Genomic DNA, 20,671 nt, shown 5'->3' on the forward strand with positions numbered 1-20,671 from the left:
AATGCGCCTCCTCATCATCGGTGCCCTGGAAGGCCAGCTCAGCACCGCCACCAAGATGGCCATGGATGGCGGCGCCAAGGTCGCCCATGCCCCCTCCATCGAGATCGGGCTGGCGGCCCTGCGCGCCGGCAAGGGCGCCGATCTGCTGCTGGTCGACGTGATGATGGACATTGCCGGGCTGATCGCCGGGCTCGAAGCCGAACGCATCGCCATCCCGGTCGTCGCCTGCGGCGTCGAAACCAATGCCGCCGCCGCCGTCAACGCCATCCGCGCCGGAGCCAAGGAATATATCCCCCTGCCCCCCGATGCCGAGCTGATCGCCGCCGTCATCGCCGCCGTCGCCCGCGAAAGCTCGGATTTCCTCTATCGCGATCCGGCCATGGAGCGGGTGGTGAAGATGGCCGAACAGGTGGCCGGCTCCGACGCCTCCATCCTGATTACCGGCGAGAGCGGCACCGGCAAGGAAGTCGTCGCCAAATTCGTCCATGCCCGCTCCAAGCGCGCCCACAAGGCCTTCATCTCGGTCAATTGCGCCGCCATCCCCGAAGCGCTGCTCGAATCCGAATTGTTCGGCCATGAAAAGGGTGCCTTTACCGGCGCCATCGCCCGCCGCATCGGCAAGTTCGAGGAAGCCTCGGGCGGCACGCTGCTGCTCGACGAAATCAGCGAAATGGACGTGCGCTTGCAGGCCAAGCTGCTGCGCGCCATCCAGGAGCGGGTCATCGACCGCGTCGGCGGCAGCAAGCCGGTGCCGGTGGATATCCGTATCCTCGCCACCTCCAACCGCAATCTCGGCGAGGCGGTGCGCGAAGGCAGCTTCCGCGAGGACCTGCTGTTCCGCCTCAACGTGGTCAATCTCAAGCTGCCGCCGCTGCGCGACCGGCCCGGCGACATCGTCGCCCTTTCCGAGCATTTCGTCGCCAAATATGCCAAGGCCAATGGCATAGCACCGCGCGCCCTGTCGGCGGCCGCCCGCGACGCCCTGGTCAAGGCGCCCTGGCCGGGCAATGTGCGGGAACTGGAAAACACCCTGCACCGCGCCGTCTTGCTCTCCTCGGGCGACACGATCGAGCCCGACGCCATCGTCCTGCCCGACGGCATGGGCCTGCATGAAGCCGCCCGCGCCGCTTCGCCCGCCGCCATGGCCGCCCAGACCGCCGAAGCCATGAACCGCGCCCTGGTCGGCCGCACCGTGGCCGATGTCGAACGCGATCTCATCCTCGACACCCTCGACCACACTTTGGGCAACCGCACCCACGCCGCCAATATTCTCGGCATCTCCATCCGCACCCTCAGAAACAAGCTCAACCAATATGCCGATGAAGGCATGCCGGTGCCCGAACCGGGCGAGAAGCGGAGCGTGGCGTGAGCTATTTGCGGGCGGAACGCTCCCCCTCATCCGGCGCTGCGCGCCACCGTCTCCCCCAGGGGGAGAAGAATAATATCGCGCGCGCCTCCTATTCCTCTCCCCCTCGGGGAAAGGTAGCTCGGCGCAGCCGAGTCGGTGAGGGTGTCTGATGACCGATCTTCCCACCACGCCCCGCTCCGGCTTCAAGCTGCCTTCCGTCACCAGCGTGATCGACATGCTGCGTTCCGGCGACATCGCGCTCGCCGCCGGGGTGATGGGGCTGATCGTCATCCTCATCGTGCCCATGCCACCCATTTTGGTGGACATGCTGCTCGCCATTTCCATCGTCTTCTCGGTCATGATCCTGATGACCGCGCTGTTCATTCAGAAGCCGCTGGAATTTTCCGCTTTCCCGACCGTCCTCTTGATCGCCACCATGCTGCGGCTGGGCCTCAACCTGGCCACCACCCGCCTGATCCTGTCGGACGGCCATAACGGCACCGCCTCGGCCGGCCATGTCATCGAAGCCTTCGGCAATTTCGTCACCCGCGGCAATTTCGTCATCGGCGCGGTGATCTTCATCATCCTCGTGATCGTGAACTTCATCGTCATCACCAAGGGTTCGGGCCGCATCGCCGAAGTCGCCGCGCGCTTCAGCCTCGACGCCATGCCCGGCAAGCAGATGGCCATCGATGCCGACCTCTCGGCCGGGCTCATCGACGAGGACCATGCCAAGAAGCGCCGCGCCGAACTGGAAGGCGAAAGCGCTTTTTTCGGCAATATGGACGGCGCCTCCAAATTCGTGCGCGGCGACGCCATTGCCGGGCTGATCATCACCTTTATCAATGTCGCCGCCGGTATGCTGATCGGCATCCTGCAAGAAGGGCTGTCGTTTCAGGACGCGGGCAGCGTCTATACGCTGCTCACCATTGGCGATGGCCTCACCAGCCAGATTCCGGCGCTGATCGTTTCCACTGCCGCCGGCATCCTGGTGTCGAAATCCGGCGTCTCCGGCGCCGCCGACAAGGCTTTGTCCACCCAATTTGCCGGCTATCCGCGCGCCCTGGGCATGTCCTCCGCCGTCATGGCGGCGCTGGCCTTCCTGCCCGGCATGCCGCTCCTGCCCTTCCTCGCCCTTTCGGGAGGCGTCGGCTATGCGGCCTGGCGCGCCGGCATATCCAAGGCGATACGGGTGATGGAGGAAGAAACCAGGGAGATGGAAAAGGCCATGGCCGCCGGCCCCGTCGCCACGGCCCAGTCCGCCGAGCCGCCGATCTCCGAGGCCCTCAAGATCGACGATCTCAAACTCGAACTGGGCTATGGGCTGCTGAACCTGGTCAAGGAAGACGAAACCGGCACCGACCGGCTGACCGAGCAGATCAAGGCCCTGCGCCGCCAGCTCGCGCTGGAGCTGGGTTTCGTCATGCCGCCGGTGCGCATCCTCGACAACATGCAATTGGAGCCCAATGACTACAAGGTCCGCATCAAGGAGGTGGAAGCCGGCGCCGGGCAGATTTTCGCCAACCAGCTGATGGTCATGGACCCCTATGGCAACCAGATCGATCTGCCGGGCACCCATACCACCGAGCCCACCTTCGGCCTGCCGGCCACCTGGATCGAGCCCGCCCTGCGCGACGAGGCCGAATTGCGCGGCCTCTCGATCATCGACCCGTCCACGGTGATCTCCACCCATCTCACCGAGATCCTCAAGGCCAATGTCGCCGACCTGCTGAGCTATGCCAATGTGCAATCGTTGCTTTCGGGCCTGCCCAAGGACCAGCAGAAGCTGGTGGAAGACATCGTGCCCGGCATGATCACCGTCTCGGGGCTGCAACGCGTATTGCAGGCCCTGCTCACCGAGCGCATATCCATCCGCGACCTGTCCTCGATCCTCGAAGCAGTGGCGGAAATCGCCGGCAATGGCCGCTCGGTGCAGACCATTACCGAACATGTCCGCTCGCGCCTGTCACGCCAGCTCTGCGCCGCCAATCTCGGCCCCGACGGCAATCTGCCGCTGCTGACGCTCTCGCCGCAATGGGAGCGCGATTTCGCCGAGGCCATGGCCGGCGCCGGCGAGGAGCGGCACCTGGCCATGGCGCCGAGCAAGCTGCAGCAATTCATCGGCGCGGTGCAGAACGCCTACGAAAGCGCGGCCCAGCAGGGCGAAATCCCGGTATTGATCACCTCGCCCGCTATCCGCCCCCATGTCCGGTCCATCGTCGAGCGCTTCCGCCCGCAAACCGTGATCCTGAGCCAGAACGAAGTGCATCCGCGCGTGCGGCTCAAGACGGTGGGCAGCGTGTAGAGGGCCCGCATTGCGATGCGTCCCCTGCCAGATCGTAGGGATTTTAGGACGATCACCTGGCCCGCAACTCATTTCGCGATTTATTGCCGCGTTTTCCCGGTGCGACCCCCGCCTAGGCGGGGGTGAACCGGTTTTTGGAATCGGTGCCGGCGGCAAAATCCTAGCTCAGCCGTCCCGGCACCACCGGCGGTATCTCGACCTCGGATGCCGCTTCGGAGCTGTCAGTGTCGCCCTGCTCCACCATTTCCCGCTCGGCTTCGAACCAGAATTCGTCGCTACGTCCGTCCGGCTGGCCGGCGCGCTCCCAGAGCTGGAAGGCGCGGGCGCGGATTTTTTCCTGATCGAATGTTTGTATGATGTGGTCCTCCTTGTCTGCCGACAACGTCGAGCCGGCCCAGCGGTTGCGCTCCGCCCGATGATTGTGCGCCGCCGCGCCAGGCGCTAGAACACCGACCATGTCCGCACCCGTCATTCTCCCCGTTCCGGTATTCTCCACCCTGTGCAACGCCGCTTTTGCGCTGCGGCGCGAAGTCTTTGTCTGGGAGCAGCGGGTGCCCGAGGAAGAAGAGCACGACGCAGACGACCTGACGGCGACCCATTTCGTCGCTATCCTCGACGGCGAGGTGGTGGGAACGCTGCGGCTGATCGACCGGCCCGAACACGTCAAGATCGGCCGCGTCGCGGTGCGTGGGCAATTCCGCGGACGCGGCATCGCCAGGAAACTGATGGTGGCGGCGATGGATCATGGCCGCGCCAATGGACGCGAGCGCTTCTATCTCACCGCGCAAGCGGACAAGCTCGGATTTTACGAGAGCCTGGGTTTCGTGGCCTTCGGGCCCGAATTCAGCGATGGCGGCATGCCGCACCGCGCCATGCGCGACTATGACAAGCAGGACGCCGTTCTCAGCGATTGAGCCGGCCGTTCCAGGGCCGGTTCAAAAAAGCTGCGGAACGGCTCCCCGGCCACTTGCGTTGATCACCATGAATGGGCCGCACGGCGCGCTACCGGCAAGTTTTGCGCCGCACGACCCTGTTCACCGCAATCGATGAACCCATGGAGCCTAATATGATCCGCACCCTTTTGACCACCTCGGCAATCGCCCTGGTCCTGAGCACCGCTGCGATCGCGCAGACGACCACCACCGATCCGGCCGTCCCGGCCCCCGACGCGACCCAGACCGATCCGATGGCCCCGGCCGATCCGATGGCCCCGGCCGACCCGATGGCCCCGGCTGATCCGATGGCCCCTGCCGATCCCGCCGCCCCTGCCGACACCACGGTAACCACCGATCCGGCGCCGAGCACGGATATCGATACCGGCGCGGCCCAGACCACCGAAATCCACGAGCCCTGGGATATCTCGGCCGGCTATACCGCCGCCGATAGTGACAATCTCGTCACCCAGATTCTCGGTTCGCCGGTCTATTCCAGCAGCGCCGACGATGCCGAGCAGATCGGCACCGTGACCGATATCGTGCTCAATGCCGATGGCGATATTGCCGCCGTGATCCTGGGCGTCGGCGGGTTCCTCGGCATCGGTGAAAAGGGTGTAGCCGTCGACTTCCAGTCGCTGGACTTCGTCCTGGCCGCTGACAATACCGAACGCTGGGTGCTGCCGACCACGGCCGAAGCGCTCGAAGCGGCCCCGGAATTCGTCTGGCGGGAAGATGAGCCGGTCGATCCGGGCATGGCCCCGGCCGACCCGATGGCGCCAGTCGATCCCATGGCTCCGGTCGATCCGGTCGTGCCGCAATAAACCGGCCCATGAATGCAAAAGGCCCGCTTCGGCGGGCCTTTTCGTCTCTAGCTAGACCTTATTGGCGGCGGAAGCGCATCCGCGCCACTTCGTCATATTCGGCCTGCTCGATCTTGTTCTGCTCGTCGCGCTCGCGCTGATGCTCGCGCTGGTCGAGCAATTCGACCTTTTTGAGGTCTTCCAGCGCCTCGGCCAGCGCATCCTGCGCGGCTTCGAGCTTGCCCTTCATGTCATTGGCCGAGGCCAGCAGATTGTCGCGCCGGGTCAGCGCCGCCTTGGCGAAGGTGGAATAGGCGAAATGCGCGACATCGGCGATGCCGGTCTTGGTATGCTCGATCTCGATCTGCTGGTCGAGTTCGGACGCCATCCGCTCGAAATCGGCGATCATCATCTCGATCTGCGCGACCTGCCGGCGCTTCTCGTCCACCTGGAACTTCTTGAGCCGGATGAGGCTCTCGCTGCGCGATTTCAAGACCTGTACTCCTTACACATCAAGTCAGCTCCGGCGCGGCACCAAATCCAGGCACCGCCCCGCTAGGACCCCGCATCCGCCGCGGCGACGATTTCGGCGAGCTGGGAATAGCCCTCGATGATCGTCGTCGTCTCCTGCCGCTGCTGGCCTAGAAAGGCTTCCAGCTGCGGATGGATGGCGATGGCGCGGTCCACGTTCGGATCTGACCCTTTCCGGTAAGCCCCCAGCCGGATCAGTTCCTCCATGTCCGAAAAGATGGACATGAGCTCCCGCGCCCGCGACAGGATGGGCCGAACCTCTTCCGGCACGCATCCTGGCATGGTCCGCGAAATGGACCGGAGCACATTGACGGCGGGGTAGCGTCCCCGCTCGGCAATGCCGCGCTCCATCACGATGTGCCCGTCGAGAATGCCGCGCACGGCGTCCGCAATGGGCTCATTGTGATCATCACCTTCCACCAAAACGGTAAATAGACCGGTAATGGACCCCGAACCCGGTTTTCCCGGGCCCGCCCGTTCCAGGAGGCGCGGCAATTCGGTGAACACGGTCGGCGGATAGCCCTTGGCCGTGGGCGGCTCGCCAATGGCCAGGCCGATCTCGCGCTGCGCCATGGCGAAGCGGGTCAGCGAATCCATCATGCACAGCACCCGCTTGCCCTGGTCGCGGAAATATTCGGCCAGCGCCATGGCGATATAACAGGCCTGCCGCCGCATCAGCGCCGCCTCGTCCGAGGTCGCCACCACCACCACCGCGCGCTTCAATCCCTCCTCGCCCAGATATTCCTGGATGAATTCCTGCACCTCGCGGCCGCGCTCGCCGATCAGCCCGATAATGGAGACATCGACATCGGTATTGCGCGCCAGCATCGACATCAGCACCGACTTGCCGACGCCCGAACCGGCAAAGATGCCCATGCGCTGGCCCTCGCACATGGTGGCGAAGGTGTTGAGGCACCGCACGCCCAATTCGATCGGCTCGCCCACCCGCGTGCGGTCATGCGCGGCTAGCGGCGATTGGCGCAGGGGATAGGATACCGCGCCGCGCGCCAGCGGGCCCTTGCCGTCTATGGGCTCGCCATTGGCGTTGACCACCCGGCCCAGCCAGGCCGGAGACGGATCGACAGAGCCGTCATGCCGCCGGAACACCGCCTTGCAGCCCAGCCGCACCCCGCGCAATTCCCCGAAGGGCAGGCACAGCGCATGGCCGTCGCGGAAGCCGATGATCTCGGCGGCCAGATGCTCGCCGTCGCTGGCCTCGATGACCACCCGCCCGCCGACGCGCAATTCGCGCACCGGACCGACGACCTCGATGAGCAGGCCCTGGACGGATTTCACCCGCCCGAACACCTCAACCTCTTCGATGGCGTCGATGGCCGAAATCAGCGCTTTCATGCTCTGCCAGGTCTGGTGACGCCCGTGCCAAGCGTTAACGCCTAGGGCGGGTTTTGCCATGATTATGGTTTTCGCCGCGGCTCGAATCGCGCCGCATCGCGAATCGGATCGTAACCGATCGTTAACTGAAAAGCTGTATCGCCATGGAGGATTGGCGAAATCCGCCTGCCGCCACAAATGTGGCCAAACTCCCCCAATTGCCACAATTGCTTGAGTCCCAAGAATCGCTTGGAACGGCTTCTTAATGTTTTACCTTAAGATTTTTATAAGACATTTATCATTAATTTTCAATAACTTAATATAAATTCATCTTACCGCCCTTTGCGTATTGCGGATCAGAATTAAACTTTGTTAACTAGTTGGGCTTAGGCTTCAGTCATATCCAGTAGGGTTGGAGCGGGACGGGCGATATGGCCCAACCTCCCGCGGGTTCCAGCAGGAACGAATGACAAGGGGAATATAATGCGGGTACTCCTTATTGAGGACGATAGCGCCACGGCGCAGAGCATCGAACTGATGCTCAAGTCCGAGAGCTTCAATGTCTACACCACCGATCTCGGTGAAGAGGGCGTCGATCTCGGCAAGCTTTACGACTACGACATCATTCTTCTCGACCTGAACCTGCCGGACATGAGCGGCTATGAAGTGCTGCGCACGCTGCGCGTCGCCAAGGTTCAGACGCCGATCCTGATCCTGTCCGGCCTTGCGGGCATCGAGGACAAGGTGCGCGGCCTCGGCTTCGGCGCCGACGACTACATGACCAAGCCTTTCCACAAGGACGAACTCGTGGCCCGCATCCACGCCATTGTCCGCCGTTCCAAGGGCCATGCCCAATCGGTCATCACCACCGGCGACCTCATGGTCAATCTCGATACCAAGACGGTCGAGGTCCAGAACGCCCGGGTGCACCTGACCGGCAAGGAATATCAGATGCTGGAGCTGCTTTCGCTCCGCAAGGGCACGACGCTCACCAAGGAAATGTTCCTCAACCACCTCTATGGCGGCATGGACGAGCCGGAGCTGAAGATCATCGACGTCTTCATCTGCAAGCTCCGCAAGAAGCTTTCCGTCGCCACCGGCGGCAAGAATTACATCGAGACGGTCTGGGGCCGCGGCTATGTGCTGCGCGAGCCCGAGGAAACCGAGACCTATAACGAGAACGTGGCATAAGCCGCCACGCCGCTCGACAGAATTACAACCCCGCGCCTCCGGCGCGGGGTTTTTCGTTTGGCGTGTTTCGGCCTGTCATGGCAGCGGTGACATTCGCGGGCTCTTCCCTCGTATCTTTCCCGGATCGTCACCCTCGCGTCAGGCGCGAGGGTGACGATCCGGGTGAGACGCTGATTCCGTCAAAGCCGGAACCGCTCTAAGACCGCATAGTTTGCACGAGCCGCAGCACCCCTTTCCCTCCCCTCAAAGGGGGAATGTTTACATCGGGCACTTCGAGCCAAGCTGTCTCGGGATGCCCATGGAAATCGTCGCAATGGACGGTCGAAATCTGCTAGCATCGTTCGTCGTCCGGCCATGACGAGGTTTTGCCATGAGCGACCGCATCGCGACAGATCGCGCCATCAACACGGTCTGGCGTGTCGAGCAGGCCCGCGTCATTGCCGGGCTCACCCGCATGGTGCGCGATATTTCGCTGGCCGAGGAACTGGCGCAGGACGCCTTGCTGGCCGCCCTCAAGGCCTGGCCGGAAACCGGGGTGCCGCGCAATCCGGGCGCCTGGCTGATGCAGGCCGGCAAGCGCAAGGCCATCGATTATTTCCGCCACCGCAAGATGGCGGCGGGAAAGCTGGCGGAAGTGGGCCGCATCATGGATGACGAGGCGCCCGACAATGAAGCCGCCATCCACGAGCAGTTGGACGACGAGGTCGGCGACGACCTGCTGCGCCTCATCTTTACCTCCTGTCATCCCATCCTGCCGCCCGAAAGCCGGGTGGCGCTGACCCTGCGGCTGATCGGCGGCCTCACCACCGAGGAAATCGCCCGGGCGTTCCTCGCCAATGACGCCACGATCGGCCAACGCATCGTGCGGGCCAAGCGCGCCATCGCCGATGCCGGCCTGCCCTTTGAAGTGCCGCAAAGCGCCGAGCGCAAGGAACGGCTGGCCTCGGTGCTGGGCGTGCTCTACCTCATCTTCAATGAAGGCTATTCGGCCACGGCCGGTGCGGACTGGATGCGCCCGCAGCTCTGCGAAGAGGCCATGCGCGTGGCGCGCATCCTGGCGGGATTGATGCCGGAAGAGCCGGAAGTCCATGGCCTGCTGGCGCTGATGGAATTGCAGCATTCCCGCGCCGCCGCCCGCATCAATGCCCGGGGCGAACCGGTGCTGCTGCCCGACCAGGACCGCGCTCTCTGGGATCAGTCGCTGATCCGCCGCGGCCTCGATGGCCTGGCGCGCGCCCAGCGGCTGGGCGGCATTGCCGGCCCCTATACGCTCCAGGCCGCCATCGCCGCCTGCCATGCCCGCGCCAGCGAGCCGGAGGCAACCGATTGGGGCCAGATCGCCACGCTCTATAACCTGCTCGCCCAGCTCACCCCCTCCCCGATCATCGACCTCAACCGCGCCGTGGCCGTGTCGATGGCGGAGGGCCCCGCCGCCGCTTTGCCCCTCATCGAGGCGCTGAAGGCCGCGCCGGCACTGCAGAACTATCATCTGTTCTATGGCGTCCGCGGCGACCTGCTGCGCAAACTCGGTCGCCACACCGAAGCCAATCTCGACTTCCGCAAAGCGGCCGACCTCGCCCGCAACCAGCGCGAAAAGGCCTTCCTGCTGGGCCGGGCCGAGGAAGAAATTTCGGAAACCTTCGAGCCGCCGCGAGGTCGTTGACACCGGGGCGAGCTCGGCGGCCGCGACCTCGTCCTTCGCCCTTCGCCCTTCGACAAGCTCAGGAGGCTCAGGAGGCTCAGGAGGCTCAGGAGGCTCAGGAGGCTCAGGATGAGGTCTATGGAAATCCTGAACTTGTCGAAAGACGCGCCTAGATCTGGCTTTGACGGAATCGGCGTCTCACCCTCGCTCGTCACCCTCGCGCTTGACGCGAGGGTTCTTTGTTTGTGGTCTGTCGCAAAGCCCTCGCGTCAAGCGCGAGGGTGACGATCCGGGAAAGATACGCCATCCACGCCATAGGCGATAACCTTGCGACGGGGAGGACGCGAAGGTCACCGCTTCCATGAAGAGCTGAAACGCCCTAGGCGGCTTCCGCCGCCTCGAACTTGGCTTCCAATATCGCCCGGTCGAAGGGCTTCATCATGTAATCGTTGGCCCCCGCCTTCAGCGCCAGTGCGATGGCGCCGATATCGTTCTCGACCGTGCAATAGATGACATGGGGGGTTTCGCCGCCGATATAGGCGCGCAGCAGCTTCAGGAATTCCAGCCCGCTCATGATCGGCATGTTCCAGTCGAGCAGGATCGTGTCCGGCATTTGCTGCCGGCACTTGTCGATGGCTTCCTGCCCATCCTCGGCCTCGTCGACGATATAGTCGAGATCTTCCAGAATCCGGCGCGCCACTTTGCGCACCACGCTGGAATCATCGACGATCAGACAGCTGCGCATGAGCAAAAATCCTCGGAAGAGGTTGAACGCTTTGCCGATTATGCCAGCCCATATATTGGCGAATGGTTAGCGAAACGCCGCTATTCGGCGGCTTCCGCCCTGGCCTGCGGCACGGCGGTGAAGAAGAAGACGTCGTTCTCGATGCCGATATCGAGCGTCATATCGGTCATGCGCGCCAAGAGGCCGGTATAGAAGGGCTGGATGCCCCGCGCATCCACCGAACCCTCTTCCGGCATGCCCGAAAGCAGGCCCGCCGAGCCCGAGGGCACCAGCGTCCTCTGCCGCTTTTCCGGATCGCTGCGCGAAGTGAACTCGAATTTCTCCTCGCCGGCCGGGCCGGTGATCGAGGCGGCGACCACCCCGCCGCGCGGCACCGAGCCGGCCGCGATCAGCAGCATGTTCATGAACAGCTTGGCCTTATGCTTGGGCAGGAGGATCAGCGGCACGCTCCATTCCAGATCCGCCTTTTCGATCTCGAACAGGATGCGGGCGACCCGCTCGCATTCGCGCGTGTCGATATCGGTGCCGGCGGTCGAGGAAGCGCCATAGGCGAGGCGGGCGAATTCCAGCTTGGCCCGGCTCTGTTTGGCGGCGCTGGCGATCAGGTCGCGCGCGCCCTCGGCCATTTCGCCCTGTGCCGGGTCGGCCAGCACTTCCAGCCCATTGCCGATGGCGCCGATGGGATTGATCAGGTCGTGGCAGACCCTGGAGCACAGCATGGCGGCCAGATCGGTTGCCTTGAGCTCGATAATGTCGGCCATGATGAATTTCTCCGTGCAATGCCGGCAGGCGGCGAGAATCAATATGGGGGACATTAAAGCGGCTTGGCCGGGCGCACTACTGTATCGACAGGGTTTTGGACAGAACCTGCCAATGCTCCTCGCCCCGCAAAGCCGCCGCGTCGGGCGCCAGCAGGAAGGCTTCGCGGTTGGAAGCCGAATAGAACAGGAACAGCCGCTGCTTGTAGATCACATAGATCAGCGGATCGGCATCGGAGACGAAGCCCCGCGCCATGCTCATGGCGCCATGGCCGCCATATTGGGGCGCATAGGTCTCGGCATGGCGCCGGAACACCTCGCGGTTCGCCTCGCTGGCGAACAGAAAGGGCGCACCCATCCATTCCAGCTCCAGCTCCGGCCGCCCCGGCAACGGCGCCGGCTCGGTGAAATAGGAGACCGGGTCCATGCCGCCGATCGCCAGGCCGGACAATGGGTCGGTCAATATATAGGTCACCACCGATTGGGCGGCGCTCTCGCGGACCATGGCCGGAAAAAGCCCGAAAAGCGGCAGAACAAGGGCGATCATGGTTAAGATTTGTTTAGAGGTTTGCTTCATCATCGCCCCGATCGATCGGCCTGTCGGCGTCGCAATTCTGACGCAAGAGACCTTAAGGTCTTCGTAAACTGCCCGGTCCTTAGGAGACTGCATGATGTTCAAACCCCTTGCCCTGCTCGTCGCGTTTCTCGCCGCGCTGCTGCCTGCGGCCCCGGTATTTGCCCAGGGCTCGCTGAGCGACACCTTTTCCGGCGAAGAACTGGTCGATAGCGGGCGCGAATTCTTCGGTTCGGCCGCCCAGGGCCTGGCCTCGGTGGTGGAGCGGGCGGTCAGCCAGTTCGGCCTGCCCAATGGCTATGTCCTGGGCGAGGAAGCCGGCGGCGCCCTCATCGTCGGCGCCAAATATGGGGAAGGCACGCTCTATACCCGCAATGCCGGCCAGTTCTCCATCTATTGGCAGGGCCCCTCCATCGGTTTCGATATCGGCGGCGACGGCTCCAAGGTGATGATGCTGGTCTATAATCTCGCCACCATCCAGGACATTCTGGGCCGCTATCCGGGCGTCGACGGCTCCGCCTATGTGTTCGGCGGCTTCGGCATGACCGTCACCAAGCGCGGCGATGTCGTGGTGGTGCCGATCCGCTCCGGCGTCGGCGCGCGACTGGGCATCAATGTCGGCTATCTCAACTTCACCAGCGAGCCCACCTGGAACCCCTTCTGAGCCCCTTTCCCCGATCAATTCTTCGGTGAGCCGGGGTTTTGCGCCCCGGCTTTTTCGTGACGGAGCCCGTCAAACCCGTTAGGGTTAACGAGTGCCGAAGATAGCCTGGCGCCGTCTTTGCTGCCAGATAGGTCAGGAATGACCGGCAGGTGGCGCCGTTACGCCGCCGGAGAGATGTTCGATGCTGATCGAGAACATCATGTATTTCGCGCTGGGCCTGCTGATGGCGGGACTGGTGGCGCTCGTCATCATGCCGGCGGTGTGGAAGCGCGCCGTGCGCCTGACCAAGCGCCGCATCGAGGCGGCCACGCCCATCACCATGGCCGAGTTCCGCGCCGACAAGGACCAGTTGCGCGCCGAATTCGCCCTGTCCACCCGCCGGCTCGAAATGAATGTCGAGGCGCTGCGCAAGCGGCTGGCCGAACAGCTCAGCGACGTCAACCAGAAGCGCACCGATCTGGGCGCCCTCAAAGCCGAGCGTGAGAACCATCTGACGGTCGTGCGCGAGCTGGAAAGCCGCGAAGCGGAGCTGCGCGCCCGCATCCTCGAGCTGGAAAAGCACGGCGCCGACCTCGCCCAGCGCCTGCGCATGCGCGACCGGGACCTCGAAACCCGTCTCGGCGAAATCGAAAGCCTGCGCCATTCGGTTCGCGGCGGCCTGGCCCAGGCCACCGAAATCGACGGCATATCGCTGTCGGGCAGCTATAATGACGATGTTGAACGCCTGACCACCGCGCTGGCCATCGAACGCAAGCGCGCCGCTTTCCTCGAAGATCAGGCCCATAGCCTGCTCTCCCGCCTCGAAAACTCGGATCGCCGCAGCGCCGACGCCAATGACGCCATCGCCCGGATGCGCGACGCCCTGGCTGGCCGCGATGCCGAGCGGGAAGCCAGTGAAGAGCAATTACTGGAGGCCGAGGCCCGCATTGCCAGCGCCGAAAACCGTCTCAACGCGCTCCTGGCCGAAACCACCGAGACCGTGGCCCGCAGCGAGGACCGCGCCGAGCAATTGCTGGCCGACAAGCTCTCCATGGAAGAGGAGCTGGAAAAGCTCCGCGCCAAGGTGAGCAATGTCGAAGCCTCGATCATGGAAGATTGGCAGACCGAACGCTTCGAGGAGGCGCATCTGCGCGAAAAGCTCAACGACATCGCCGCCAGCGTCAGCCGGCTGGTCTATGCCGTGGACAATGAGGCGCCCGCCCATGCCTTCCCCGAGGAAAGCCTGTTCGACCGCGTCCAGCGCTTCGCCGATGACGGGGAGAGCCACGACATGCTGCCCAGCCCCAGCGAAAGCCAGCGCGGCTCCGTCTCCGACCGCCTTGCCGCATTGCGGGAAATTCAGGAGCGGTAGCGGCGGAGTGGCGCTCGCGCTGTCGTAGCCTCAGGTTGGCTTGTCGAGCCACGGGGCGCAGCCCCGGTGTTACCGACCTCGTCCTTCGACGAGCTCAGGATGAGGTCTACGAGAGATTGCGTCTATCCGTTGCCACCATCCGTGACGCGTTCAGACCTCATGGTGAGCTTGTCGAACCATAGGGGCGTAGGCCCGGATTTATCGGCACTCTCCGCTCGTCACCTTCCCGTCAAGCGCGAGAGTGACGATCCAGGCAGGAGCGGCCTGACACCGCCGCCCCTATTCCGCTCCGATCTGCACCACGCGCACCAATTCGCCGGTGCCGGCATTGAAGATCGACAGCAGCACCGCGCCGCCGGCCCGATAAGTCACCTGCACCGTGCCGTCATTATTGATCGCCGAGATCACCTCGGCCCCGGCGGGAATGCTGACCGTCTCCGCCATTACCGGCGGCGGGCTGTCGCGCATGACCCGATAGACAAGCGCAAAGCCAATCGCCATAAAGCCCAGCAACAGGATGCCCATGGAGATGGCGAATGACCTGCGGGCTTTCCCCAGCATGGCCAGGGCCTCGGGCGACAATTCATTGTCGGCGGCTTGCGGCGGGTTTTGATCAGGATTGCTCATGGCGGATGATGATACCGATTTCGAGTTCGAGGGCGAGCCCGTTGAAATTGTGGTCGACGAAGGTTTCGCCGGCGGCAGACTCGATGTCGTTCTGGCCCGGGCGCATGACGCGCTGAGCCGCAATCGCATCAAGGATCTGATCCTGACCGGCGCCGTCTCGGTGGACGGCCGGCCGGTCGGCGAACCCAAATACCGGGTCAAGCCCGGCGAGACAATCATTCTTCTCGCCCCGCCTCCCGAAGACCCCGATCCGCAGCCGGAAAACATCCCGCTCGACATTCTTTACGAGGACGAGCACCTCATCGTCATCAACAAGCCGGTCGGCATGGTGGTTCATCCTGCCCCCGGATCGCCCTCGGGCACCCTGGTCAATGCGCTGATCCATCATTGCGGCAACAGCCTCAAGGGGATCGGCGGCGTCCGCCGCCCCGGCATCGTCCATCGGCTCGACAAGGACACGTCCGGAGTCATGGTCGCCGCCAAGACCGAGCAGGCCCATAAGCATCTTTCCGAGCAATTCGCCGATCACGGCCGCACCGGCCCGCTGCACCGCGCCTATCTCGGCTTTGTCTGGGGCTCGACCCAATCCGGCATGGGCACGATCCACGCCCCGCTGGGCCGCGATCCGGGCAACAGGCTGAAGCAGGCCGTGCTGCGCCAGGGCCGCGAAGCCATCACTCATTATGCCGTCGAGGCGCGGTTCGGCGAGCCGGGCTGGGACATCACCCGGGTGCAATGCCAGCTCGAAACCGGCCGCACCCACCAGATTCGCGTCCACATGGCCCATATCGGCCATCCGCTGGTGTCCGACCTGCTCTATGCGCCCGGCTTCGCCACCAAGGTCAACAAGCTGCCGGACGAAGTGGCCGGGATTGTCAGCGGGCTTGGCCGCCAGGCCCTGCACGCCGCCGAACTGGGATTCGAACATCCCGCCACCGGCGAGGAAATGCTGTTCCAAGCCGAACTGCCGGACGATCTGCAGGCGCTGGAAGACGCGCTGGCACCGTATAACCGGGCGCTGGCGCGGTAGCCCTCATCCTCAGCCTCCTGAACGCGGCATCCTGACCGCGTGGTTCGACCGGCTCACCACGCAGCATCGCGAGGGCTCACGCCAACGTGTTTGAACTTTTCGTTCTTATATCGTATTATACCGATGAATAACGCCGTCCAGCTTGGAACCCACTGCAATTTGTAGCGTTTCCAATGGTTCGGGCTCTTAAAATTGACATAGTGCAGCCTATATATCCCCATGTCAGCCGATGTGCCTGCGGGACATGGGCTGCCATTCCGCCCGCGCTGTGCGGGGGAACACCAAAGGGGGTGCGTTTCATGGCCCAGTCCAATTTGCCGGTCCTCTCATCCGAAGGGGGCCTCAGCCGCTATCTTCAGGAAATCCGTAAGTTTCCCATGCTGGAACCGGATGAAGAATATATGCTGGCCAAGCGCTACAAGGAACATGAAGACCCCGGCGCCGCCCAGAAGCTGATCACCAGCCATCTGCGGCTCGTGGCCAAGATCGCCATGGGCTATCGCGGCTATGGCCTGCCGATTTCCGAGGTGATCTCGGAGGGCAATGTCGGGCTCATGCATGCGGTGAAGCGCTTCGAGCCGGAAAAAGGCTTCCGTCTGGCCACTTATGCCATGTGGTGGATCAGGGCCGCCATCCAGGAATATGTCCTGCGCTCCTGGAGCCTGGTCAAGATCGGCACCACCGCCGCCCAGAAGCGCCTGTTCTTCAACCTGCGCAAGGTCAAGGGCCAGATCGCCGCCCTGGACGACGGGGCGCTGCATCCCGACCAGATCAAGCAGATTGCCACCACTCTCAACGTCACCGAAAAAGACGTGGTGCAGATGAATTCGCGCCTCTCCGGCGACGCATCGCTCAATTCGCCCATGCGGGCGGATGAAGGCGCCTCCGAATGGCAGGACTGGCTGGTCGACGACACGCCTAACCAGGAAACCATTCTGGGCGAAACCGAGGAATTCGACGAACGCATGTCCATGCTCAACCAGGCGATGGACGTGCTCAACGAGCGCGAACGCGCCATCTTCCGGGCCCGCCGCCTGCAGGACAATCCCTCCACGCTGGAGGAACTGGCCCAGCAATATGCGGTCAGCCGCGAACGCATCCGCCAGATCGAGGTTCGCGCCTTCGAAAAGGTCCAGGACGCCGTCCGCGAAGCCGCCGGCGCCTAGCCAGAGGGCAATCGCCGCCAATCCAACGCCCCGGTCACCGGCCGGGGCGTTTTTTGTTTTGTGCGGGCTGGCGGTTCTCGCTCGGGACAATCGCCAGTCCGCCACGCCATATTAACCCCATCGCGACAATATGACTGGACGATGAAGCCCGAACCGTCGAGGACTTGCCCTTGTAACGCCCTAATGAGGGTCTTACATTCGGCCTGTTATTGGCGCTAATCCTCGCCCACCCCCTTCCGGGACAGAATTGATGAACGGAAATTTCCGCAACTTCGCCATCTGGCTGGTTATCCTTTTTATGCTGATGGGCCTGTTCCAGGTTTTTCAGTCCTCGACGCGCTCTATTTCCGTAGCGGAAAAGAGTTACAGCCAGTTGGTTTCCGACATCGATTCGGGACGCGTTTCCAGCGTCACCGTCACCAATGATGTGGTGACCGGCCAGCTCAATGACGGCACCCGGTTCGAGACCATCGTGCCGACCGGCGCCGATCTCATCACCAAGCTCGAAGACCGCAATGTGAGCATCACCGCCCGCGCGCCGGAATCGAGCCCCTTCTGGTCGATACTGTTGTCCAGCTGGCTGCCCTTCCTCGTCATTATCGGTGTGTGGTTCTTCTTCATCCGCCAGATGCAGGGCGGCGGTCGCGGCGGCGCCATGGGCTTCGGCAAGTCGCGCGCCAAGCTGCTGACCGAAACCCAGGGCAAGGTGACCTTCGAAGACGTCGCCGGCGTCGACGAGGCCAAGCAGGACCTGGAGGAAATCGTCGAATTCCTGCGCGATCCGGGCAAATTCCAGCGCCTGGGCGGCCGCATTCCGCGCGGCGTGCTGCTGGTCGGCCCCCCGGGCACCGGTAAGACGCTGCTGGCCCGTTCGGTCGCCGGTGAAGCCAATGTGCCCTTCTTCACCATTTCCGGCTCCGATTTCGTGGAAATGTTCGTCGGCGTCGGCGCCTCCCGCGTCCGCGACATGTTCGAACAGGCTAAGAAGAACGCCCCCTGTATCATCTTCATCGACGAAATCGACGCCGTTGGCCGCCAGCGCGGCGCCGGCCTCGGCGGCGGCAATGACGAACGCGAGCAGACCCTCAACCAGTTGCTGGTCGAGATGGACGGCTTCGAGGCCAATGAGGGCGTCATCCTCATCGCCGCCACCAACCGTCCCGACGTGCTCGATCCGGCGCTCCTGCGTCCCGGCCGCTTCGACCGCCAGGTCGTGGTGCCCAATCCCGACGTCGCCGGCCGCGAAAAGGTGCTCAAGGTTCACGTGCGCAAGGTGCCGCTGGCACCCGACGTCGATCTCAAGGTTCTTGCTCGCGGCACGCCCGGTTTCTCCGGCGCCGACCTGATGAACCTGGTCAACGAGGCGGCGCTGATGGCGGCGCGGCGCAACAAGCGCTTCGTCACCCATGCCGAATTCGAGGATGCCAAGGACAAGATCATGATGGGCGCCGAGCGCCGCACCATGGCCATGACCGACGACGAGAAGAAGCTGACCGCCTATCACGAGGCCGGCCACGCCATCATCGCCCTCAAGGTCGCCGGCATCGACCCGATCCACAAGGCCACCATCATCCCGCGCGGCCGCGCTTTGGGCATGGTGATGACCCTGCCCGAGAGCGATTCCTATTCCTTCTCCCGCGAAAAGGCCCTGGCCCGGCTGACCATGCTGTTCGGCGGCCGCGAGGCCGAGATCATCAAGTTCGGCCCCGCCAAGGTCACCTCCGGCGCCTCCGGCGACATCCAGATGGCCACCAATCTGGCCCGCTCGATGGTGATGGAATGGGGCATGAGCGAAAAACTCGGCCGCGTGCGGTACAAGTCCAATGACCAGGAGGTGTTCCTGGGCCATTCGGTGACGCAAAGCCAGCATATGTCCGACGACACGGCGCGCATCATCGACCAGGAAGTGCGCAAGCTGATCGAGGACGGCGAAGCCTCGGCCCGCGACATCCTCACCACCTATCACGATCAATGGGAGGCCATCGCTCAGGCGCTGCTCGAATTCGAAACCCTGACCGGCGACGAATTGCGGGCGCTGATGGACGGCAAGCAGCCGGTGCGCCCGGACGATAACGGCAGTGCGGCCCCCAAGGCCAGCGGCGTGCCCTCGGCCGGCAAGGCCGGCAAGAAGCGCCCCGATGCCCCGCCGGAGCCGGGCATGGAACCGCAGCCCGGAAGCTAGGCCCGATTAAGGATCACAATTAAGGGTCGCCGCAAGGTGACCCTTTCTCTTTGCCGCTACCTGATCTATTCAGCGCAAAGTCATATTCGCATAAGCAACCCAGTTTCCGGGAAAAGATCATGGTCCGCAAATATTTCGGCACTGACGGTATCCGCGGTCTCGCCAATGGCGACAAGCTCACGCCCGAGCTTGCCCTCAAGATCGGCATGGCCGCCGGCACCAAGTTCGTGCGCGGCGATCACCGCAATCGCGTGGTCATCGGCAAGGATACGCGCCGTTCCGGCTATATGATCGAGCAGGCGCTGACCGCCGGCTTCACCGCCGTGGGCATGGATGTCTATCTGCTCGGCCCCATGCCGACGCCCGCCGTCGCCATGCTCACCCGCTCGTTGCGCGCCGATCTGGGCGTCATGATCTCGGCCTCGCACAACCCTTACGACGATAACGGCATCAAGCTGTTCCGCCCCGATGGCTACAAGCTCTCCGACGAGATCGAGCTGGAAATCGAACGGCTGCTCGACAGCGACATGACCCGCTATCTCGCCCGGGGCCGCGATATCGGCCGCGCCCACCGCGACGAGGAAGCCCGCACCCGCTATATCGAATATGCCAAGCGCACCCTGCCCCGGCATCTCGACCTGGCCGGCCTGCGGGTCGTGCTCGATTGCGCCAATGGCGCCGCTTACAAGGTCGCCCCCATCGCGCTGTGGGAACTGGGCGCCGAAGTCTTCACCATCGGCGCCGAGCCCGATGGCTTCAACATCAATTACAAGGTGGGCTCCACCGCCCCCGAAGCGGTGGCCGCCAAGGTCAAGGAAGTGCGCGCCGATATCGGCATTGCCCTGGACGGCGATGCCGACCGGGTCATCATCGTCGACGAAAAGGGCCAGGTGGTCGATGGCGACCAGTTCATGGCGGTGATCGCCGAAAGCTGGATGGAGCGCGACATGCTCACCGGCGGCGGCATCGTGGCCACCATCATGTCCAATCTCGGGCTCGAACGGCACCTGACCAATCTCGGCCTTACCCTCGAACGCACCAAGGTGGGCGACCGCTACGTGCTCGAAGCCATGCGGGCCAAGGGCTTCAATGTCGGCGGCGAGCAATCGGGCCACATCATCCTCTCCGATTTCACCACCACCGGCGACGGCCTCGTTGCCGCCCTGCAATTGCTCGGCGTGCTGAAGCAGAAGGGCGTGCCGATCTCGGAAATCTGCGCCCGCTTCGAAAAGGTGCCGCAGCTCCTGCGCAGCGTGAAATTCAAATCCGGCAAGCCGCTCGAACATAAACAGGTCATCCAGGCCATAGCCGATGGCCAGGCCATGCTCGGCAATGGCGGCCGGCTGGTCGTCCGCGCCTCCGGCACCGAACCGGTCATCCGCGTCATGGGCGAAGCCGACGATGCGCGCCTGGTGGAAAAGGTCGTCGGCCAGGTCGAAGCGGCGATCCGCGACGTCGCCTAGGCTCTTTCCATTTTCGCGGCAGCGATG

At 63.7% G+C, this 20,671-nt stretch carries 19 protein-coding genes; 12 read left to right on the top strand and 7 right to left on the bottom strand.

Annotated features, from left to right (window positions below; all coding sequences use genetic code 11):
- Position 1: 1 nt before the first annotated feature.
- A complete protein-coding gene (flbD, locus tag O9Z70_RS12440; RefSeq protein WP_286019766.1) occupies positions 2-1,369 on the top strand; it encodes a sigma-54-dependent transcriptional regulator FlbD in 1,368 nt (455 codons plus the stop codon).
- 148 nt (positions 1,370-1,517) lie between these two features.
- A complete protein-coding gene (gene flhA, locus O9Z70_RS12445) occupies positions 1,518-3,653 on the top strand; it encodes a flagellar biosynthesis protein FlhA (RefSeq protein WP_286019767.1) in 2,136 nt (711 codons plus the stop codon).
- A 160-nt stretch (positions 3,654-3,813) separates the two neighbouring features.
- Here the strand turns inward: flhA and O9Z70_RS12450 are convergent, their stop codons facing one another.
- Positions 3,814-4,110: a DUF2934 domain-containing protein gene (locus tag O9Z70_RS12450; protein WP_353057797.1), complete on the bottom strand. Its 297-nt coding sequence runs from the start codon at positions 4,108-4,110 to the stop codon at positions 3,814-3,816.
- Between O9Z70_RS12450 and O9Z70_RS12455 the strand changes: the two genes are divergently transcribed.
- Together O9Z70_RS12455 and O9Z70_RS12460 are read left to right on the top strand one after the other, a co-directional pair.
- The gene (locus O9Z70_RS12455; protein ID WP_286019768.1) at positions 4,109-4,567 is read left to right on the top strand and encodes a GNAT family N-acetyltransferase; all 459 of its coding nucleotides are present in this window, start codon (positions 4,109-4,111) and stop codon (positions 4,565-4,567) included. The two genes, O9Z70_RS12450 and O9Z70_RS12455, sit on opposite strands and share 2 nt — an antisense overlap.
- Before the next feature lie 152 nt (positions 4,568-4,719).
- Positions 4,720-5,409: a PRC-barrel domain-containing protein gene (locus O9Z70_RS12460; RefSeq protein ID WP_286019769.1), complete on the top strand. Its 690-nt coding sequence runs from the start codon at positions 4,720-4,722 to the stop codon at positions 5,407-5,409.
- 58 nt (positions 5,410-5,467) lie between these two features.
- Here O9Z70_RS12460 and fliJ read toward each other — a convergent pair whose 3' ends face one another.
- Positions 5,468-5,881, bottom strand: coding sequence for a flagellar export protein FliJ (fliJ, locus tag O9Z70_RS12465; protein ID WP_286019770.1), 414 nt, complete (start codon positions 5,879-5,881; stop codon positions 5,468-5,470).
- 62 nt (positions 5,882-5,943) lie between these two features.
- Positions 5,944-7,272, bottom strand: coding sequence for a flagellar protein export ATPase FliI (gene fliI, locus O9Z70_RS12470; protein ID WP_286019771.1), 1,329 nt, complete (start codon positions 7,270-7,272; stop codon positions 5,944-5,946).
- Positions 7,273-7,734: 462 nt separating this feature from the next.
- Here fliI and ctrA point away from each other — a divergent pair, with 462 nt between their 5' ends.
- The gene (ctrA, locus tag O9Z70_RS12475; protein ID WP_286019772.1) at positions 7,735-8,442 is read left to right on the top strand and encodes a response regulator transcription factor CtrA; all 708 of its coding nucleotides are present in this window, start codon (positions 7,735-7,737) and stop codon (positions 8,440-8,442) included.
- Positions 8,443-8,812: 370 nt separating this feature from the next.
- The gene (locus tag O9Z70_RS12480; RefSeq protein ID WP_286019773.1) at positions 8,813-10,105 is read left to right on the top strand and encodes an RNA polymerase sigma factor; all 1,293 of its coding nucleotides are present in this window, start codon (positions 8,813-8,815) and stop codon (positions 10,103-10,105) included.
- A 358-nt stretch (positions 10,106-10,463) separates the two neighbouring features.
- Here O9Z70_RS12480 and O9Z70_RS12485 read toward each other — a convergent pair whose 3' ends face one another.
- The 3 genes from O9Z70_RS12485 to O9Z70_RS12495 form a co-directional block, all read right to left on the bottom strand.
- A complete protein-coding gene (locus O9Z70_RS12485; protein ID WP_286019774.1) occupies positions 10,464-10,829 on the bottom strand; it encodes a response regulator in 366 nt (121 codons plus the stop codon).
- Between the two features lie 80 nt (positions 10,830-10,909).
- On the bottom strand, positions 10,910-11,590 hold the full coding sequence (gene chpT / locus O9Z70_RS12490) for a histidine phosphotransferase ChpT (protein ID WP_286019775.1): 681 nt from the start codon (positions 11,588-11,590) through the stop codon (positions 10,910-10,912).
- 76 nt (positions 11,591-11,666) lie between these two features.
- On the bottom strand, positions 11,667-12,134 hold the full coding sequence (locus O9Z70_RS12495) for a YHS domain-containing (seleno)protein (RefSeq protein ID WP_286019776.1): 468 nt from the start codon (positions 12,132-12,134) through the stop codon (positions 11,667-11,669).
- A gap of 121 nt (positions 12,135-12,255) precedes the next feature.
- Between O9Z70_RS12495 and O9Z70_RS12500 the strand changes: the two genes are divergently transcribed.
- On the top strand, positions 12,256-12,825 hold the full coding sequence (locus O9Z70_RS12500; protein WP_286019777.1) for a DUF1134 domain-containing protein: 570 nt from the start codon (positions 12,256-12,258) through the stop codon (positions 12,823-12,825).
- A gap of 181 nt (positions 12,826-13,006) precedes the next feature.
- Positions 13,007-14,176: a coiled-coil domain-containing protein gene (locus tag O9Z70_RS12505; protein WP_286019778.1), complete on the top strand. Its 1,170-nt coding sequence runs from the start codon at positions 13,007-13,009 to the stop codon at positions 14,174-14,176.
- 279 nt (positions 14,177-14,455) lie between these two features.
- Here the strand turns inward: O9Z70_RS12505 and O9Z70_RS12510 are convergent, their stop codons facing one another.
- The gene (locus O9Z70_RS12510; RefSeq protein ID WP_286019779.1) at positions 14,456-14,803 is read right to left on the bottom strand and encodes a hypothetical protein; all 348 of its coding nucleotides are present in this window, start codon (positions 14,801-14,803) and stop codon (positions 14,456-14,458) included.
- Here O9Z70_RS12510 and O9Z70_RS12515 point away from each other — a divergent pair.
- The 4 genes from O9Z70_RS12515 to glmM all read left to right on the top strand — a co-directional run bounded on the left by O9Z70_RS12515 (position 14,802) and on the right by glmM (position 20,644).
- The gene (locus tag O9Z70_RS12515; protein WP_286019780.1) at positions 14,802-15,833 is read left to right on the top strand and encodes an RluA family pseudouridine synthase; all 1,032 of its coding nucleotides are present in this window, start codon (positions 14,802-14,804) and stop codon (positions 15,831-15,833) included. The genes O9Z70_RS12510 and O9Z70_RS12515 overlap by 2 nt on opposite strands.
- Positions 15,834-16,132: 299 nt before the next feature.
- A complete protein-coding gene (rpoH, locus tag O9Z70_RS12520) occupies positions 16,133-16,999 on the top strand; it encodes an RNA polymerase sigma factor RpoH (RefSeq protein WP_286019781.1) in 867 nt (288 codons plus the stop codon).
- Between the two features lie 250 nt (positions 17,000-17,249).
- Positions 17,250-19,181, top strand: coding sequence for an ATP-dependent zinc metalloprotease FtsH (gene ftsH, locus O9Z70_RS12525; protein WP_286019782.1), 1,932 nt, complete (start codon positions 17,250-17,252; stop codon positions 19,179-19,181).
- A gap of 119 nt (positions 19,182-19,300) precedes the next feature.
- Positions 19,301-20,644: a phosphoglucosamine mutase gene (gene glmM / locus O9Z70_RS12530; protein WP_286019783.1), complete on the top strand. Its 1,344-nt coding sequence runs from the start codon at positions 19,301-19,303 to the stop codon at positions 20,642-20,644.
- The last annotated feature ends 27 nt before the right edge of the window (positions 20,645-20,671 follow it).

It is taken from the genome of Devosia sp. YIM 151766 (assembly GCF_030285925.1).
Classification (GTDB): Bacteria; Pseudomonadota; Alphaproteobacteria; order Rhizobiales; family Devosiaceae; genus Devosia.

Excerpts from the sequence above, each read along its gene's own strand:
- O9Z70_RS12450 (WP_353057797.1), bottom strand. The coding sequence starts at position 4,110 with ATGGTCGGTGTTCTAGCGCCTGGCGCGGCGGCGCACAATCATCGGGCG.
- fliI (WP_286019771.1), bottom strand. The coding sequence starts at position 7,272 with ATGAAAGCGCTGATTTCGGCCATCGACGCCATCGAAGAGGTTGAGGTG.
- O9Z70_RS12500 (WP_286019777.1), top strand. The coding sequence starts at position 12,256 with ATGATGTTCAAACCCCTTGCCCTGCTCGTCGCGTTTCTCGCCGCGCTG.
- chpT (WP_286019775.1), bottom strand. The coding sequence starts at position 11,590 with ATGGCCGACATTATCGAGCTCAAGGCAACCGATCTGGCCGCCATGCTG.
- O9Z70_RS12485 (WP_286019774.1), bottom strand. The coding sequence starts at position 10,829 with ATGCGCAGCTGTCTGATCGTCGATGATTCCAGCGTGGTGCGCAAAGTG.
- O9Z70_RS12515 (WP_286019780.1), top strand. The coding sequence starts at position 14,802 with ATGGCGGATGATGATACCGATTTCGAGTTCGAGGGCGAGCCCGTTGAA.
- O9Z70_RS12480 (WP_286019773.1), top strand. The coding sequence starts at position 8,813 with ATGAGCGACCGCATCGCGACAGATCGCGCCATCAACACGGTCTGGCGT.
- flbD (WP_286019766.1), top strand. The coding sequence starts at position 2 with ATGCGCCTCCTCATCATCGGTGCCCTGGAAGGCCAGCTCAGCACCGCC.
- flhA (WP_286019767.1), top strand. The coding sequence starts at position 1,518 with ATGACCGATCTTCCCACCACGCCCCGCTCCGGCTTCAAGCTGCCTTCC.
- O9Z70_RS12460 (WP_286019769.1), top strand. The coding sequence starts at position 4,720 with ATGATCCGCACCCTTTTGACCACCTCGGCAATCGCCCTGGTCCTGAGC.
- O9Z70_RS12495 (WP_286019776.1), bottom strand. The coding sequence starts at position 12,134 with ATGATCGCCCTTGTTCTGCCGCTTTTCGGGCTTTTTCCGGCCATGGTC.
- ctrA (WP_286019772.1), top strand. The coding sequence starts at position 7,735 with ATGCGGGTACTCCTTATTGAGGACGATAGCGCCACGGCGCAGAGCATC.
- ftsH (WP_286019782.1), top strand. The coding sequence starts at position 17,250 with ATGAACGGAAATTTCCGCAACTTCGCCATCTGGCTGGTTATCCTTTTT.
- O9Z70_RS12455 (WP_286019768.1), top strand. The coding sequence starts at position 4,109 with ATGTCCGCACCCGTCATTCTCCCCGTTCCGGTATTCTCCACCCTGTGC.
- glmM (WP_286019783.1), top strand. The coding sequence starts at position 19,301 with ATGGTCCGCAAATATTTCGGCACTGACGGTATCCGCGGTCTCGCCAAT.
- rpoH (WP_286019781.1), top strand. The coding sequence starts at position 16,133 with ATGGCCCAGTCCAATTTGCCGGTCCTCTCATCCGAAGGGGGCCTCAGC.
- O9Z70_RS12505 (WP_286019778.1), top strand. The coding sequence starts at position 13,007 with ATGCTGATCGAGAACATCATGTATTTCGCGCTGGGCCTGCTGATGGCG.
- O9Z70_RS12510 (WP_286019779.1), bottom strand. The coding sequence starts at position 14,803 with ATGAGCAATCCTGATCAAAACCCGCCGCAAGCCGCCGACAATGAATTG.